Annotated in this window: 13 protein-coding genes; 8 read left to right on the top strand and 5 right to left on the bottom strand. The window is 67.6% G+C overall.

The window, feature by feature from the left end:
* Positions 1 to 29 precede the first annotated feature (29 nt).
* Genes leuS through nadD form a run of 4 tightly spaced genes read left to right on the top strand, consistent with a single transcriptional unit; the run spans position 30 to position 4,964 of the window.
* Positions 30 to 2,786: a leucine--tRNA ligase gene (gene leuS, locus ACVCL9_RS07285; protein WP_447098602.1), complete on the top strand. Its 2,757-nt coding sequence runs from the start codon at positions 30 to 32 to the stop codon at positions 2,784 to 2,786.
* A 5-nt stretch (positions 2,787 to 2,791) separates the two neighbouring features.
* Positions 2,792 to 3,325, top strand: coding sequence for an LPS-assembly lipoprotein LptE (locus ACVCL9_RS07280; protein ID WP_447098603.1), 534 nt, complete (start codon positions 2,792 to 2,794; stop codon positions 3,323 to 3,325).
* The gene (holA, locus tag ACVCL9_RS07275; protein WP_447098604.1) at positions 3,325 to 4,335 is read left to right on the top strand and encodes a DNA polymerase III subunit delta; all 1,011 of its coding nucleotides are present in this window, start codon (positions 3,325 to 3,327) and stop codon (positions 4,333 to 4,335) included. Before ACVCL9_RS07280 ends, holA begins: the two co-directional genes overlap by 1 nt.
* Complete coding sequence (gene nadD, locus ACVCL9_RS07270) at positions 4,332 to 4,964, top strand: nicotinate-nucleotide adenylyltransferase (RefSeq protein WP_447098605.1); 633 nt, start codon at positions 4,332 to 4,334, stop codon at positions 4,962 to 4,964. The genes holA and nadD overlap by 4 nt, the downstream gene beginning before the upstream one ends.
* A gap of 12 nt (positions 4,965 to 4,976) precedes the next feature.
* On the opposite strand, the gene ACVCL9_RS07265 is transcribed toward nadD, so the two are convergent.
* Genes ACVCL9_RS07265 through ACVCL9_RS07255 form a run of 3 tightly spaced genes read right to left on the bottom strand, consistent with a single transcriptional unit; the run spans position 4,977 to position 7,131 of the window.
* Complete coding sequence (locus ACVCL9_RS07265) at positions 4,977 to 5,915, bottom strand: phosphatidate cytidylyltransferase (RefSeq protein WP_447098606.1); 939 nt, start codon at positions 5,913 to 5,915, stop codon at positions 4,977 to 4,979.
* The gene (locus ACVCL9_RS07260) at positions 5,912 to 6,511 is read right to left on the bottom strand and encodes a lysophospholipid acyltransferase family protein (protein ID WP_447098607.1); all 600 of its coding nucleotides are present in this window, start codon (positions 6,509 to 6,511) and stop codon (positions 5,912 to 5,914) included. Before ACVCL9_RS07260 ends, ACVCL9_RS07265 begins: the two co-directional genes overlap by 4 nt.
* On the bottom strand, positions 6,508 to 7,131 hold the full coding sequence (locus tag ACVCL9_RS07255; protein WP_447098608.1) for a CDP-alcohol phosphatidyltransferase family protein: 624 nt from the start codon (positions 7,129 to 7,131) through the stop codon (positions 6,508 to 6,510). Before ACVCL9_RS07255 ends, ACVCL9_RS07260 begins: the two co-directional genes overlap by 4 nt.
* A 295-nt stretch (positions 7,132 to 7,426) precedes the next feature.
* Here ACVCL9_RS07255 and ACVCL9_RS07250 point away from each other — a divergent pair, with 295 nt between their 5' ends.
* The 3 genes from ACVCL9_RS07250 to ACVCL9_RS07240 are packed head-to-tail and all read left to right on the top strand — an operon-like array spanning position 7,427 to position 10,001.
* On the top strand, positions 7,427 to 7,951 hold the full coding sequence (locus ACVCL9_RS07250; RefSeq protein WP_447098609.1) for a hypothetical protein: 525 nt from the start codon (positions 7,427 to 7,429) through the stop codon (positions 7,949 to 7,951).
* A gap of 24 nt (positions 7,952 to 7,975) precedes the next feature.
* Positions 7,976 to 9,397: a T6SS phospholipase effector Tle1-like catalytic domain-containing protein gene (locus tag ACVCL9_RS07245; RefSeq protein WP_447098610.1), complete on the top strand. Its 1,422-nt coding sequence runs from the start codon at positions 7,976 to 7,978 to the stop codon at positions 9,395 to 9,397.
* 31 nt (positions 9,398 to 9,428) lie between these two features.
* Positions 9,429 to 10,001 carry a relaxation protein gene (locus ACVCL9_RS07240; protein WP_447098611.1) on the top strand — a complete coding sequence of 191 codons (573 nt, stop codon included), beginning with the start codon at positions 9,429 to 9,431 and terminating at the stop codon, positions 9,999 to 10,001.
* Between the two features lie 157 nt (positions 10,002 to 10,158).
* Here the strand turns inward: ACVCL9_RS07240 and ACVCL9_RS07235 are convergent, their stop codons facing one another.
* The gene (locus ACVCL9_RS07235) at positions 10,159 to 12,030 is read right to left on the bottom strand and encodes a 3'-5' exonuclease (protein WP_447098612.1); all 1,872 of its coding nucleotides are present in this window, start codon (positions 12,028 to 12,030) and stop codon (positions 10,159 to 10,161) included.
* Positions 12,031 to 12,082: 52 nt separating this feature from the next.
* A complete protein-coding gene (locus ACVCL9_RS07230) occupies positions 12,083 to 13,018 on the bottom strand; it encodes an oxygenase MpaB family protein (protein WP_447098613.1) in 936 nt (311 codons plus the stop codon).
* A 231-nt stretch (positions 13,019 to 13,249) separates the two neighbouring features.
* Between ACVCL9_RS07230 and ACVCL9_RS07225 the strand changes: the two genes are divergently transcribed.
* Positions 13,250 to 14,332, top strand: coding sequence for a 3-deoxy-7-phosphoheptulonate synthase (locus ACVCL9_RS07225; protein ID WP_447098614.1), 1,083 nt, complete (start codon positions 13,250 to 13,252; stop codon positions 14,330 to 14,332).

The raw sequence follows: 14,332 nt of genomic DNA, 5'->3' as shown, positions 1-14,332 counted from the left end.
CACCCACCGCATCATGGCCTTCCGAAATCATGCAGGACAATCAAGCCCCGACCGCTGCCGACACCGACGAAACCGCCTACCGCCCGCAAGCGGTGGAGGCTGCCGCGCAGCAGTACTGGAATGCGCAGCGCGCCTACGAGGTGAAGGAACAGTCCGGCCGGGCCAAGTTCTACTGCCTGTCGATGCTGCCGTACCCGTCCGGCGCGCTGCACATGGGGCATGTGCGCAACTACACCATCGGTGACGTGATCAGCCGCTTCCAGCGCATGCAGGGCAAGAACGTGCTGCAGCCGATGGGCTGGGACGCATTCGGCCTGCCGGCGGAGAACGCCGCGATCAAGCACAAGACCGCGCCGGCCAAGTGGACCTACGCCAACATCGAGCACATGCGCGCGCAGATGCAGGCGATGGGCTACGCGTTCGACTGGTCGCGCGAGTTCGCCACCTGCCGGCCGGACTACTACGTGCACGAGCAGCGCATGTTCACCCGGCTGATGAAGAAGGGCCTGGCCTACCGCAAGAACGCGGTGGTGAACTGGGACCCGGTGGACCAGACCGTGCTGGCCAACGAACAGGTGATCGACGGTCGCGGCTGGCGCACCGGCGCGCTGGTGGAGAAGCGCGAGATCCCGCAGTGGTTCCTGAAGATCACCGACTACGCGCAGGAACTGCTTGACGGCCTGGACGCGCTGCCGGGCTGGCCCGATGCGGTCAAGACCATGCAGCGCAACTGGCTGGGCCGCAGCGAGGGGCTGGAGATCCGCTTCGCGCTGGACGGCGAGGGCGAACCGCTGAGCGTGTTCACCACCCGCCCCGACACCTTGATGGGGGTGACCTTCCTCTCGATCGCCGCCGAGCACCCGCTGGCGCAGCGCGCGGCGCAGGACAATCCGAAGCTGGCCGCCTTCATCGCCGAGCTGAAGCACGGCGGCGTGTCCGAGGCCGAGCTGGAGACCCAGGACAAGCGCGGCATGGACACCGGCCTGTGCGCGATCCACCCGATCAGCGGCGAGCGCGTGCCGATCTGGGTGGCCAATTTCGTGCTGATGGGCTACGGCACCGGCGCGGTGATGGCAGTGCCGGGACACGACCAGCGCGACTGGGAATTCGCGCAGAAGTACAGCCTGCCGATCAGGATGGTGATCGTCGACGAGTCGGTGCTCGATGCGCTGAAACAGATCCGCCACGAGCTGGCGCTGGGCGTGGGCAGCGACGCGATGCTGGCCGCGCTGGAAGGCCGCGACATCCATGCGCAGGATGTCTCCGCGCCGCTGCGCGTGGTGCAGGAGTTCGAGCGCCGCATCATGGAGGAGGCGGCCTGGACCGCGCGCGGCACCCTGGTCAATTCCGGCGAGTACGACGGCATGGATTTCGCCCATGCGTTCGACGCGCTGGCCACGCGCTTCGAGCGCGCCGGCTGCGGCGCGCGCCGGGTCAACTGGCGCCTGCGCGACTGGGGCGTGAGCCGCCAGCGCTACTGGGGCTGCCCGATCCCGGTGATCCGCTGCGCGGCGTGCGGCGACGTGCCGGTGCCGGAAGACCAACTGCCGGTGCTGCTGCCCGAGGACGTCGCCTTCTCCGGCGTGCAGTCGCCGATCAAGGCCGACCCGGCCTGGCGCCAGACCACCTGCCCGAATTGCGGCGGCGCCGCCGAGCGCGAGACCGACACCTTCGACACCTTCATGGAGTCGAGCTGGTACTACGCGCGCTACACCTCGCCCGGCGCGGCCACCCAGGTCGACGACCGCGCCAACTACTGGCTGCCCGTGGACCAGTACATCGGCGGCATCGAGCACGCCATCCTGCACCTGCTGTATTTCCGCTTCTATCACAAGCTGCTGCGCGACGAAGGCCTGGTGGCCACCGACGAACCGGCCACCAACCTGCTGTGCCAGGGCATGGTGATCGCCGAGACGTTCTACCGCGAGAACGCCGACGGCTCCAGGGAATGGTTCAACCCGGCCGACGTGGAAGTGCAGCGCGACGATCACGGCCGCGTCACTGGCGCACGGCTCAGGACCGACGGGCAACCGGTGCGGATCGGCGGCATCGAGAAGATGTCCAAGTCGAAGAACAACGGTGTCGACCCGCAGTCGATGGTGGCCAAGTACGGCGCCGACACGGTGCGCCTGTTCTCGATGTTCGCCGCGCCGCCGGAGCAGTCGCTGGAATGGAACGAGGCCGGTGTCGAGGGCATGGCGCGTTTCCTCAAGCGCTTCTGGCGCGAGGTGACCGCCCACGCCGGCGGGCCCGACCATGCGGTGGTGGACCCGGCGGCACTGGATGCCGCGCAGAAGGCCATGCGCCGCCAGTTGCACGAGACCATCCAGAAAGTCAGCGACGACATCGGCCGGCGCCACGCGTTCAACACCGCGATCGCCGCACTGATGGAGCTGCTCAACGCGCTGGGCAAGTTCAACGACGCCAGCGAGCAGGGCCGCGCCGTGCGTCACGAGGCGCTGGAGACGATGGTGCTGCTGCTCAATCCGGTGGTGCCGCATGTCTGCCACGCGCTGTGGCAGGTGCTCGGCCACCCGGTCGCGGTGCTGGAGGACCAGCCGTGGCCGCGAGTCGATCCCGTCGCGCTGGTGCGCGACACCGCGACGCTGGCGGTGCAGGTCAACGGCAAGCTGCGCGGTACCATCGAGCTGCCGGTCAACGCCGGCAAGGACGAGGCCGAGGCATTGGCCCGGGCGCAGCCGCAGGTCAGGCAGTTCCTCGAGGGCATGACGGTGCGCAAGGTCATCGTGGTGCCCGGCAAGATCGTCAACATCGTCGCAGGATGACAACCATGGGCTTCATCAACGCGCGTCGGATTCGCCTGCTGTCGCTGCTGCTCGCCGCGCTGGCGCTGACTGCCTGCGGCTTCCATCTGCGTCAGAACGCCAACCTGCCCGCGGCCATGCAGCGGGTGCATCTGGACGCCCACGGCGGCAGCAATTTCCAGCGCCAGCTGACCCTCGCGCTGGAACGCGCCGGCGTTGCCGTCGAAGACGCGCCCGGCCCCGGCATCGCCGAGCTTGCCGTACCCACCGCCGCCTTCAACACCGACACGCTCACCTCCGGTGGCTACGCGCGCATCAGCGAGTTCGCGATCCACTACACGGTCAGGTTCGGCGTCACCGACGCCACCGGGCAGATCCTGGTGCCGCAGCAGACCATCAACATGTCGCGCGAGTTCAGCTACGACGCCGGCAACACGGTGGGCAGCGCCTCGCAGGTCGAGCAGATCCAGAAGAGCCTCGATGACGACATGGTGCAGGCGATCATGTTCCGCCTGCAGGCCGCCGCCCATTCTCCCGCCGCGGCGTCCAGCGTGCGCTGATGCCGCTCAACCCGAACCAGTGGTCGAAGGCGCTGGCGGCGGATCGACTCGACGCCGTCTACCTGCTGGCCGGCGAGGAACTGCTGGTGCTGGAAGCCGCCGACGCGTTGCGCGCGCAGGCACGGCGACTGGGTTACGGCGAGCGCGAGGTGCTCGAGGTCGGCCAGCATTTCGACTGGGATGACGTCGCCCGCGCCGGCGCCAGCATGTCGCTGTTCGCCAGCCGCCGGCTGATCGACCTGCGCCTGCCGACCGGTCGCCCCGGCATCGAAGGCGCCAAGGCGATCACCGCGTTCTGCGCCGACCCGCCGCCGGACGTCACCTTGCTGATCACCGCGATGGAGTGGAGCAGCAAGCACGACGGCGCCTGGAGCAAGAAGCTCGACGCCAGCCACAGCATGGTGGTGTTCAATGCGCCGCGGCCGCACGAGTGGAACGCCTGGGTCGGTGCGCGGCTGGCTTCGCGCGGACTCAGCGCCAGTGCCGACGCGGTGGCGTTGCTGGCCGAGCGGGTCGAGGGCAATCTGCTGGCGGCGGCGCAGGAGGTCGACAAGCTGGCGGTATTGCATGGTGAAGGCCGCATCGACGCGACCGAGATGGAGAGTCTCGTCGCCGACAGCGCCCGTTACGACGTATTCAAGCTCACCGACGCCGCCTTGTCCGGCGACGGTGCGCGCGCGCTGCGCGTGCTGGCCGGGTTGCGTTCCGAAGGCGACGAGCTGATCGCGCTGATGGGCTGGCTGGTCAACCAGCTGCAGCTGGCGCTGCGTCTGGCCAATGCGCAGAACTTCGCCGCGCAGGCCAAGGCCGAGCGCCTGTGGCAATCGCGCGAGCAGATGTTCCGCCAGGCATTGCGCCGTGCGCCGCGCGAACACTGGCTGCAATGCCTGGCGCGTGCCGCGCGCATCGACCGCATGGCCAAGGGCCGCGAGCAGGGCGATGCGTGGCTGGAAGCCGAACGGCTGATCGCGGCCATTGCCGAGCCGCGCGCCGCGAAGGCGCTCGCGTGAAACCGCTGGCGATTTTTGGCGGCACCTTCGATCCGATCCACCTCGGCCATCTGTGCGTGGCGTGGGAAGCCGCCGAACTGCTCGATGCCGAGGTGCTGATGATGCCGGCGGGGCTGCCGCCGCATCGCCCGCCGCCGATCGCCAGCGCGGCGCAGCGGCTGGCGATGCTGCAGGTGGCGCTGCGCGGCCAATCGCGGCTGATCCCGGATGGGCGCGAGCTGGCCCGCGAGGGCGCGTCCTACACGGTCGACACGTTGGCCGGCTTGCGCGCCGAGCAGGGTGATCGTCCGCTGGTTTTGCTGCTCGGCGCCGACGCGTTCGCCGGCTTGCCCGGCTGGCACGAGTGGCAGCGGCTGTTCGAGCTGGCGCACATTGGCGTGCTCAGCCGTCCGGGTGAACAGGCCCCGCTGCCGGAAGCGTTGCACCGGGAACTCGCCGGCCGCCGGGCGGACGACGCCGCGGCGTTGCGGCTGGCGCCAGCCGGTCGCGTGATCGAGCTGGCGGTCACCCCGCTGGAGATTTCCGCCACCCGCATCCGCCAGTTGCTGGCCGCCGGCCGCGATCCGCGCTACCTGCTGCCGGCGGGGCTGTTCGATTCGGCCGGGCTGCTCGCGCCCTATCGCCGCTGATCCGGCCCCGGATCACATGAATGCATAGTGCACGATGTGGAAGAAGATCGGCGCGGCGAAGGTGACCGAGTCGAGCCGGTCGAGGATGCCGCCGTGGCCCTCGATCATGCTGCCCCAGTCCTTCGCGCCGATGCTGCGCTTGACCGCCGACAGCGCCAGTCCGCCGAGGAAGCCGGCCAGCACGATCACCAGCGACATGCCGGCTGAACCCCAGAACGTGAACGGCGTGATCCACCACATGCAGGCGCCGATGGCGATGGCCGAGAGGCCACCGCCGACCAGGCCCTCGACGGTCTTGGATGGGCTCACCCTGGGCGCCAGCTTGTGCCGGCCGAACAGCTTGCCGAACACGTACTGCAGCACATCGCTGATCTGCACCACCAGCAGCAGGTACAGCATCAGCAGCAGGCTCTGCCCCTGATAGCCGGGAATGTGCAGCAGCAGCACCGCTGGCGCGTAGCTCACGCAGTACACCGTGAGCATCAGTCCCCACTGGATCTTGGTGGTGCGCTCCAGGAAATTCTCGGTGTCGCCGCTGAGCGCGGTGATCGCCGGCAACAGCAGGAAGCCGTACACCGGAATGCAGATCGCGAACAGCCCGTACCAGTCGATGCCGATCAGCCAGTACTGCAGCGGTATCGCCACGTAGAAACACAGCACCAGCGGCAGGTGATCGCCGCGGCGGGTCGGCGTGAGCGTGGCGAACTCGCGCAGCGCGAAGAACGAGGCCAGCGCAAAGAACACCAGGGTGGCGACGCGGCCCAGCACGAAGCAGGCGCACAGCAGCGCGGCCATCCACCACCAGGCGCGGATGCGGGCGTTGAGGTTGTCGATCACCTCGCGCTTGCCCGGCGCCGCCCGCCGTCCCAGCCAGCCGCCGATCGCGCTGGCCAGCAGCAACAGCGCCAGGATGCCGCCCATCACCCACCAGAACTTCTGCTGTGCCGTCATGCCAGTGCCACCACCGCCGCGTGGGCGCGCCTGAGGAAATCGTCCTTGTCTTCGTTCGCCCGCAATCGCATGGTTTCGCCGAAGCGCACCACGCAGGTCAGCGGCACCGGCAGCAGGCTGCCCTTGGGCATGCTCCGGTGCAGCGAATCCAGGTAGACCGGCACCAGCTCTGCCTGCGGGTAATCGCGCGCCAGATGGAACAGCCCGGCCTTGAACGGTTGCGGCAGCGGCTGCTGGCTGCGCGTGCCCTCCGGGAAAATGATCAGCGACTCGCCCGTGTCCAGTGCCTCCCGCAACGGCAGCAACGGGTCGCCGTCGCAACGGGTGCGGTCGCGCTCGATGTAGACGGCGCGAAAGCCATGGTCGGCGATGAAGCCGCGAAAGCCGCCGTGGCCCCAGTAATCGCGCGCCGCCACCGGCCGCGTGGTGGCGCGCAAGTTCGGCGGAAGCGCCGACCACAGCGCCAGCGTATCGAGGTGGCTCGAATGGTTGGCGAAGTAGATCCGTTGGGCGGGCGATGGTTTGCAGCCGATCCAGCGCGCATGCGCGCCGACCAGCAGGCGCACCAGCCCGACCAGGACATGCGACGTCATCATGCGGCATTGCCCTGGCGCAGGCGCACGGCGATCGCGCGGGCGCGCCAGATGCAGGTGAGCGCCGAGCCCGCGGCAATCAGGCCGGCGCCGGCAAGCAGCAGTTCATGCCGCCACGGCAGCAGTGCCGCGGCGAGCAACAGCGTCGCCACCTGCAGCCACATGCGGTGCGGCTTGGCCATCGGCCCGCGGAAATCCTGGGTCAGCCCCAGCGAACCACCGAGCACCCTGACATACGCGGTGAGCGCCGCCAGCAACGCGCACAGCCAGCCCAGCCAGGGCAGGGCGGCCGCGTAACCCAGCGCCACCAGGAACAGCGAATCGGCCAGCCGGTCGGGTATTTCGTTGAACAGCGCCCCGGCCGGCGTGCCCTTGTTGCCATCGACCGCGACCATGCCATCGAACATGTTGCAGAGCAGCCGCAGCACGATGCAGGCGGCGCACAGCAGCATGCCGGCCGGAGCGGTCATTGCCAGCAGCGCGGTCGCCCCGAGCACGGCGAACAGCACGCTGACGCAGGAGATCTGGTTGGGCGTGATCGAGGTGCGCACGAGGGCGCGGGTGACGAATTTCGCCCAGGCGCTGCTGCGTGCCGCAATGGGGCGTCGATCGGTTTGCTTCATGCCGGCCTCGTGCTTCTTCCTGGTACGCCCGTCGCGCGAATGGAGCTTGCAGTGTATCAATCGCTCCGGCTGTGGGCGCAGGCCTCATGGCGCGGTGGGCGAACGGCGCCAACACCTGATGGATTCGGCATTTCCTTCGCCAACGCGTTGCGCACGGCTCTTTCGGCACCGTACATTCCGTGGTGTTCGCAGACCGAGGCAGGAGAGCCCGATGCACCGACGGAAGCCCATACGCCACGCCGTACTTCCCTTGATAGCGATAGCCGTTGCACTGACGACAGGATGCCACGCCGCCATGACCGATCAGTCCCCGAAGATCCAGCCACCGCCGGAAACGTATGCGGTGCCGTTGCGGTTTGCACAACACAATTTCGTCGCCTATTGCTACAACACGATTGGTTGCCAGGTGATCTACGACCGTCACTATCAGGTGGAAGATGGGCCTGACGAGGTCAGCCCACCACCGCCGGCAGGCAACTACAAGACGAACTGGAACGCATCCTACCTTGGCATCGAGAACTTCCCGGCACCTGCGCAAGTGCGGTGGAAATCGCTGGATGGCGTTCAGCACGAGGCCAAGGTGGACATGGCGGCGATCTTCAAGGATCAGCTGGTCTGGCACAAAGTGCCCAAGGCGGACATGGCCGACTTTTTCCATGGTCCCGTGGCTGGCGAACCCGGCATTATCCTGGTAGTAAACGACCGCGCCATTGACGTCTATACAAAAATGTTCATTCCGACCAAGACAGAACAGATTCCTGGAAACAAGGACAGCGATTTCCGAGATGACCTGTTTCTTGCATGGACACACACCTATTGATTTGATCGATTTGGGAGCAAGGGAATGGGTCACGAAGACAGGTTGGACAAGGACGGGATCCGCGATGATGGCGTGCCGTACTACAAGGCCGACGCTCCGAGGCTGCAGAGTTACGTCGATGCGGCGGAGGCCTTGTCACGATTTCAAGCGCCGCTGCTGATACATGCCAACAATCCACACGAGCACTTGTTCCTGGCAGCATTCGATGGCACGGGCAACGATGTATTCAAGGACCCGCAGCATGCGACCAACGTGGCCAAAATCAAAGGTCAGATTGACGCCCTGGTCAAACAGGGCAACAAGCAGATCGAGGTGGGTTACGTCCCCGGCCCCGGCACACAGGATCACTATCTCGCGCGCACCCTGGATGGCATCAACGGCAATACCTACGATGAACGCATCGAAAAGATGTACAAGCTGTTCATCAAGCAGGCCAAGGAGTGGCGGCGAGAAGATCCTCAGGCTGAAATCCGCGTTGCCGATCTCGGTTTCAGTCGCGGCTCGGAGGAGGCGGCAGGGTTTGCCCGTCTGGTGGAGGATCGCGGCATCCAGGATCCCGCTGGCGCGGTCTACGCCTACGACAGCCACCACCAGATCACCCGCGTCGAATACACCAGGTCCCCGCTGGTCGAGCCGGGCCAGGTGGCACAGGTGGTGGGGTTGTTCGATGCAGTGGGTACCGGCGAGCCGGTGCGCGAGCACGACCGGCGCCTGCCGCCGTCGGTGATTTCCGGGTTTCAGATCATTTCCGCGGACGAGCGGCGCGGGTTGTTCAAGTCCGATCGCATCATCGATCCGGGCATGACGCCGGATGGTCGCTTCCTGGGCGTGATCGTGGCTGGGGTGCATTCGGACGTCGGGGGCAGCTATCACCGGGATGGCCTGGCCATCCGCAGCGACAACCTGATGAGCGATTACCTCAATGCCCTCAGCGATCAGCCGTTCCTCACGCTGCAGGCGGTACCCGGCGGCCCGCGCCTGAACGTGGTGCATCGCTCGGAGGACGGCATGCTGATCTATCGACTCGGCCGCAAGGTCGACCGACTCCGTCCCGAGGGCTACAACGAGCTGCTGGTGCCAAAGCACGAGGCTGGCAAGGTGAGCGATCCGTACAACGCCGAGCCCCGCGACGAAGTGCTGAGCCGGCAGTTTGAACGGCAGCCGGTGCAGGCGGGTGCCCGGACGGTAACGCCCGAGTCGGCATGGAAGACGCCAGCCGACGATTTGTCGGCACGGCTCGACCGCCTGCTGGCGGCCGGACAGGCAAACGACTGGGCGACGTTCAGCCGCGAAAACCGCACGCTGGCCGATGGTGACGCTGGCCGCCGGCTGCTCGAGCGCGCCGCGACGCAGGCGGGCTGGCTGGAGCAGCACGCGGCGCAGCAGCAGGCGATGCCCGCGCCACCGCGGCTGCAACCCGTTCCGGAACCCGTGCTGCAGCGCTGAACACGATCGATTGGCATCACGGAGCGACACCATGCAAGAGGACGAATTGACCGCCTTGATCGACAAGACCGCGACGCTGATGGTGCATTACGAGCGCCGCGGCGCCGCCATCGACTCGCGCCTGCAAGCTCTGGCCGATGCGCTGCAGGGACTGGCGCTGCAACTGCCGGCGGTAGTCAAGACCTCTGCCGATGGTGCGTTGCAGACTTTGCCGGCCGAGATGAGTTCGCTGATGCGCGAGGGCCTCGGCTCGTCGATCGGCGATTATCGCCAGCGTCTGGATTCGGCGAGCGGCGATGTGGAAAAGACTGCACAGGCGCTGGCCGGACAGATCGGTCACCTGCAACGGCTGCATCGCCAGTTGATATGGAAAACCCTCGGCGCCGTCGTGCTGGCGTTCGCCTTGTTGCTGGCCGGCAGCGTGTGGTTGTCGACGCATTACACCCGCGTGATTCGCGACAACCAGCTTTCCGCCGAGTTGCTGAAAGCCTACAACGGCGCCGACGTGACCTTGTGCGACAGCGGCACGCTGTGCGCGAACGTGGACACCCGCGGCGCGCGCCATGGCGAGCGGCGGCAATATCTGCCGGTCAAGCCACGCTGAGAGCTTGTGAGTTTTTCAACTTCTCGAGCCGGCCACCGATGGCTGCGACGCCCCTTGTGAGCTCGCTCGTGGGCGATGCTCTCGCTCTTGCAGATACCGAATCCGGACCCCGAAAGCATCGCTCGCGGGCGGGTTCACGCGAAAGAGGGGCGCTGGCTTACGGCGTGTCTTTCAGCTGACCCTGCACTTCGTTGATCGAGTCGCGGATGCGCTTGGAGAACACCGAGTCGTCGTGGTGGATCAGCAGCAGGTGTTCGGTGGCGCGGGTCATCGCGACGTAGAGCAGGCGCGCCTCGTCGGCTTCGGCCTGGCCTTCCTTGGGCAGGCCGCCGATGCCGGGGATGATGACGAAGGGAAACTCCAGGCCTTTGCTGGAGTGCATGGTCACCAGCTTCACGCTGTCCTCGACCACGAACAGGGCCTGCTTGCCGGCGTTGTCGGCGAGGCGGCTGGGGATGCCGAGCTGCCTGAGTGCCTCGTGCAGCCTTTCGCCTTCCCACTGGTTGCGGTAGATCACCGCCATGTCGGAGTACGGACGGCCATGCGCGTGTTCGTCGCGCAGCCGGGCGATCAGCACATCCATCTGCGCGCGTGCGGTCTCGGTGCGCACCAGCTCGGGCACGGCGCCGCGGCGGCCGGCGCTTTCCGGCGCGATCAGCGGTACGCCGTCATCGTCGTCGCTGCGCGAGGCAAGCAGGTCCTGGGCGAACGCGCGGGCGACCGAGAGGATTTCCAGCGTGTTGCGATAGTTGAGCTTGAGGATGGTGGTGCGGCCCTGCGCCTGCACGCCAAGGCTCTTCCAGCTGATCTTGCGGCGGTCGGCATGGCCGTAGATGTTCTGCGCGTCGTCGTACAGCACCAGCAGCGAGTTGGTGGCCGGGTCGATCATCTGCACGATCAGCTTGTACCAGTCCGGCTCGAAGTCGTGGCCTTCGTCGACCAGCACCGCGCCGTACTGGGCGCGCGGAATGCGGCCGCGGTCCACGCCGGCGATCACCGCCGGCGGCAGCGCCTCGATGAAGGCCTTGCCGCTGCCCGGCGGCAGCGGTTCGTGGTAGGCCACCAGCATCTTGCGGCACCACTTGTGGAAGTTGTAGACCTGCACCTTCTCGCCCAGGCCGCGTTCGCCGATCAACTGTTCCAGCCGCGCGGCCAGCGTCTTGTTGTAGCAGAGCACCAGGATCGGCTTGCTCATCTCGCGTGCCAGCTGCATCGCGCGGAAGCCGAGGATCATCGTCTTGCCGGAACCGGCCACGCCGTGGATGATCCGGTGCTCGCCGCCGATCGAGCGTGCCAGTTGCTCCTGCTGGGCGTCCATCACCTTGACCAGGTCGGGGATTTCCAGCGGCCGCACCGCGGCATCGGTGGGCCCGAACAGGCCGAACTGGCCGCTGCCGGCTTCCACGCGCAATTCGGGGAACAGGTGCCAGCGCACGCGGTCGATCTGCGGCAGGGTCAGCGCCACCGGATACACCTGCGGGAACATCGCCCACAGCTGCTGCTGGAACGCCTCGGCGTCGACCGTCTCGTACAACTCGTCGCGACAGATCACCAGGTGCTCGGGCAGTACCTCGCCCAGGCCGCCCTCGTCGAACTGCTTGCGGGTGATGTTGGCCAGCACCACGCCCCAGCCCCACGGCATGATCAGCTTGCCGGCGTGGCGCGAGCCTTGCGGGTGGCGCAGCGCGGGGTCGCGCTCCAGCACCACGCCGATCTCCAGCGCATATGCGCGCGCCTGCAGCAGAGGGTTGTTCTCCTTTACCAGGCCGCGCTCGGTGACCAGGGTGAACTGGGTGCTGTCGGCGTGGCGGATGGTGTCGGCCTTCCAGTCCTTCACTTCCAGCACCAGCAGGCCGCGGCGCGGGTGGAACACCACGAAGTCCGGATGGCGCTGCTTGAGCCCGACCGGCACGTCGTACCAGAGCAGGTAGTCGTCCTCCAGCTTCTGTTCCAGCCGTTCGGAGACACGCTTCTCGCCGCCGGTCATGCGCGGCAGGCAGCTGTTGCGGGTTGGGATGAGTGTTGCCACAGGCGCCCCTGGCTGACGTCACCGGGTGACGTTAGCCGATAGGGTGGCGCTGTCAATGCTGATTGACGGCGTGGAGCTGCGTCCAGTGCGACAACTGCTCCGGCGCCACGTCCACCCGCCGACACGCGCGGCTGGCGATGCCGTCCTGCAGGGCGGCGCGGAACACCGGCGCGATCGACCACAGCGCACGCGCGGCCAGTCGCGCCTGGCGCTGTTGCCGAGGCGTGTGGCCGAGCGCCGCGAGCGCCCAATCCGGCAGCAGGGCATGACCGGCACGCAGGAACAGGTCGCGCGACAGCGCGGCCGCCGGCACCGGCAGCCGCACCCGCGCGAGCAGGCCGAGCACGATGCGGGAGCGTTCGGTAAAGGCCAGTTCGGGCTGGATGCGGCGGAAATAATCCATGGTCTCGCGTTCGGACGCCGGCACGTCGCGCGCGCCAAGCGCCTCGGCGATCCGCCGCACCTCGTCGTAGTAGCGGTCGGCAGCACCGGGCGGCATCGCGATGTGACTGTAGCGGCGGTAGCCCTGCAAAAAGCAGTACGCCTCGCTGACGTGGACCCAGGTGAGCAGGTCGGGATCGTCGGCGCTGTATGGCCGTCCGTCCTCGCCGTGCCCGGTGACGTGGCCGTGGATCATCCGCACGTGCGCGATCATCGCCTCGGCCTGCGCACGCGGCGCATAGGTGGTACCGCCGACGAAGGCCGTGGTGCGACGCAGCCGGCCGACCAGGTCGCCGCGGAAATTGGAGTGGTCCCAGACCCCGGCCAGCGCCAGCGGGTGCAGCGTCTGCAGGGTCAGCGCGGCGAGGCCGCCGGCCAGCATGCCGGGGAAATCCGAGTGCACGCGCCAGGTGGCGCTGTGCGGCCCGAACAGGCCCGGATCGCCGTGCGGATGGTCGTAGTCGGGGCCGTCGGAGCCGGCGCGCGGGAAGGCGCGCAGCACCCAGTGGCGGATCGGTTGGCGCAGCACGTCGATGGGCGAGGGCATGCCTGCAGTCTATCGCCTGGACGCGAAGGTTTGATTTGGACGTCCATTGTGTTATCAATGGCGCCATGTCCTCCATCACCGCCCGCCTGTATTTCTGGTTTTACGGCTACCCGAAGCCAACGGCGGCGGCGCGGACGCGATCGTTTTGAACTGATCGAAAAACCACACCGAACCGCCAATCCATGGCGGTTTTTTTTTGGCCGCCACCTGAATATCCCCAGGAGAGCCGCCATGCACGCCACCGACGACCTGCGCATCCGCGCCATCACCCCCCTCGGCACGCCGGCCGAGATCATGCGCGACTGCGCCGCCGGCGACGCCGCGATGGCCACCGTGGATGCCGCGCGCCGCGCCATGCACGGCATGCTTTGCGGCAGCGACGACCGCCTCGCCGTGGTGATCGGCCCGTGCTCGATCCACGACCCCCGCGCGGCGCTGGAGTACGCCGCACGGTTGGCGCCGCTGCGCCGCGAACTGGGCGACGCGCTGGAGATCGTGATGCGGGTGTATTTCGAGAAGCCGCGCACCACCGTCGGCTGGAAGGGGCTGATCAACGACCCCGACCTCGACGGCAGCTTTCGCATCGACAAGGGGCTGCGCCTTGCCCGCGGCCTGCTGCGCGACATCAACACGCTGGGTGTGCCGGCCGGCACCGAGTTCCTCGACATGATCACGCCGCAATACATCGCTGACCTGGTGGCGTGGGGCGCGATCGGCGCGCGCACCACCGAGAGCCAGGTGCACCGCGAGCTGGCTTCGGGGCTGTCCTGCCCGGTCGGCTTCAAGAACGGCACCGACGGCAACGTGAAGATCGCGGTGGACGCGGTGCAGGCCGCGTCGCAGCCGCACCATTTCATGGCGGTGACCAAGGACGGCCGGGCCGCCGTGGCCAGCACCAGCGGCAACGGCGACTGCCACGTGATCCTGCGCGGCGGCAAGGCGCCCAACTTCGACGCAGCCAGCGTCGATGCCGCCTGCACCGCGATCGACAAGGCCGGCCTGCGCCCGCAGGTGATGATAGATGCCAGCCACGCCAACAGCGGCAAGAACCCGGAGAACCAGCCGCGGGTGATCGAAGACCTCGCCGTGCGCATCGCCGCCGGCGAAACGCGCATCTTCGGCGTGATGGTGGAAAGCCACCTGCTCGGCGGTCGGCAGGAGCTGCAGCCCGGCCAGCCGCTGCGCTACGGCCAGAGCATCACCGACGGCTGCCTCGGCTGGGAGGATTCCGTGCAGGTGCTGCAGCGGCTGGCGCGGGCAGTGCGGCAGCGCCGCCGCACTGTTGCCGCGCTTCCGGCGGAAGCCGCCGCCTGA

The sequence above is a fragment of the Rhodanobacter sp. UC4438_H5 genome, assembly GCF_052978405.1.
The sequence above is the reverse complement of the archived record's forward strand: the minus strand, read 5'-3'. Positions and strand labels throughout refer to the sequence as shown.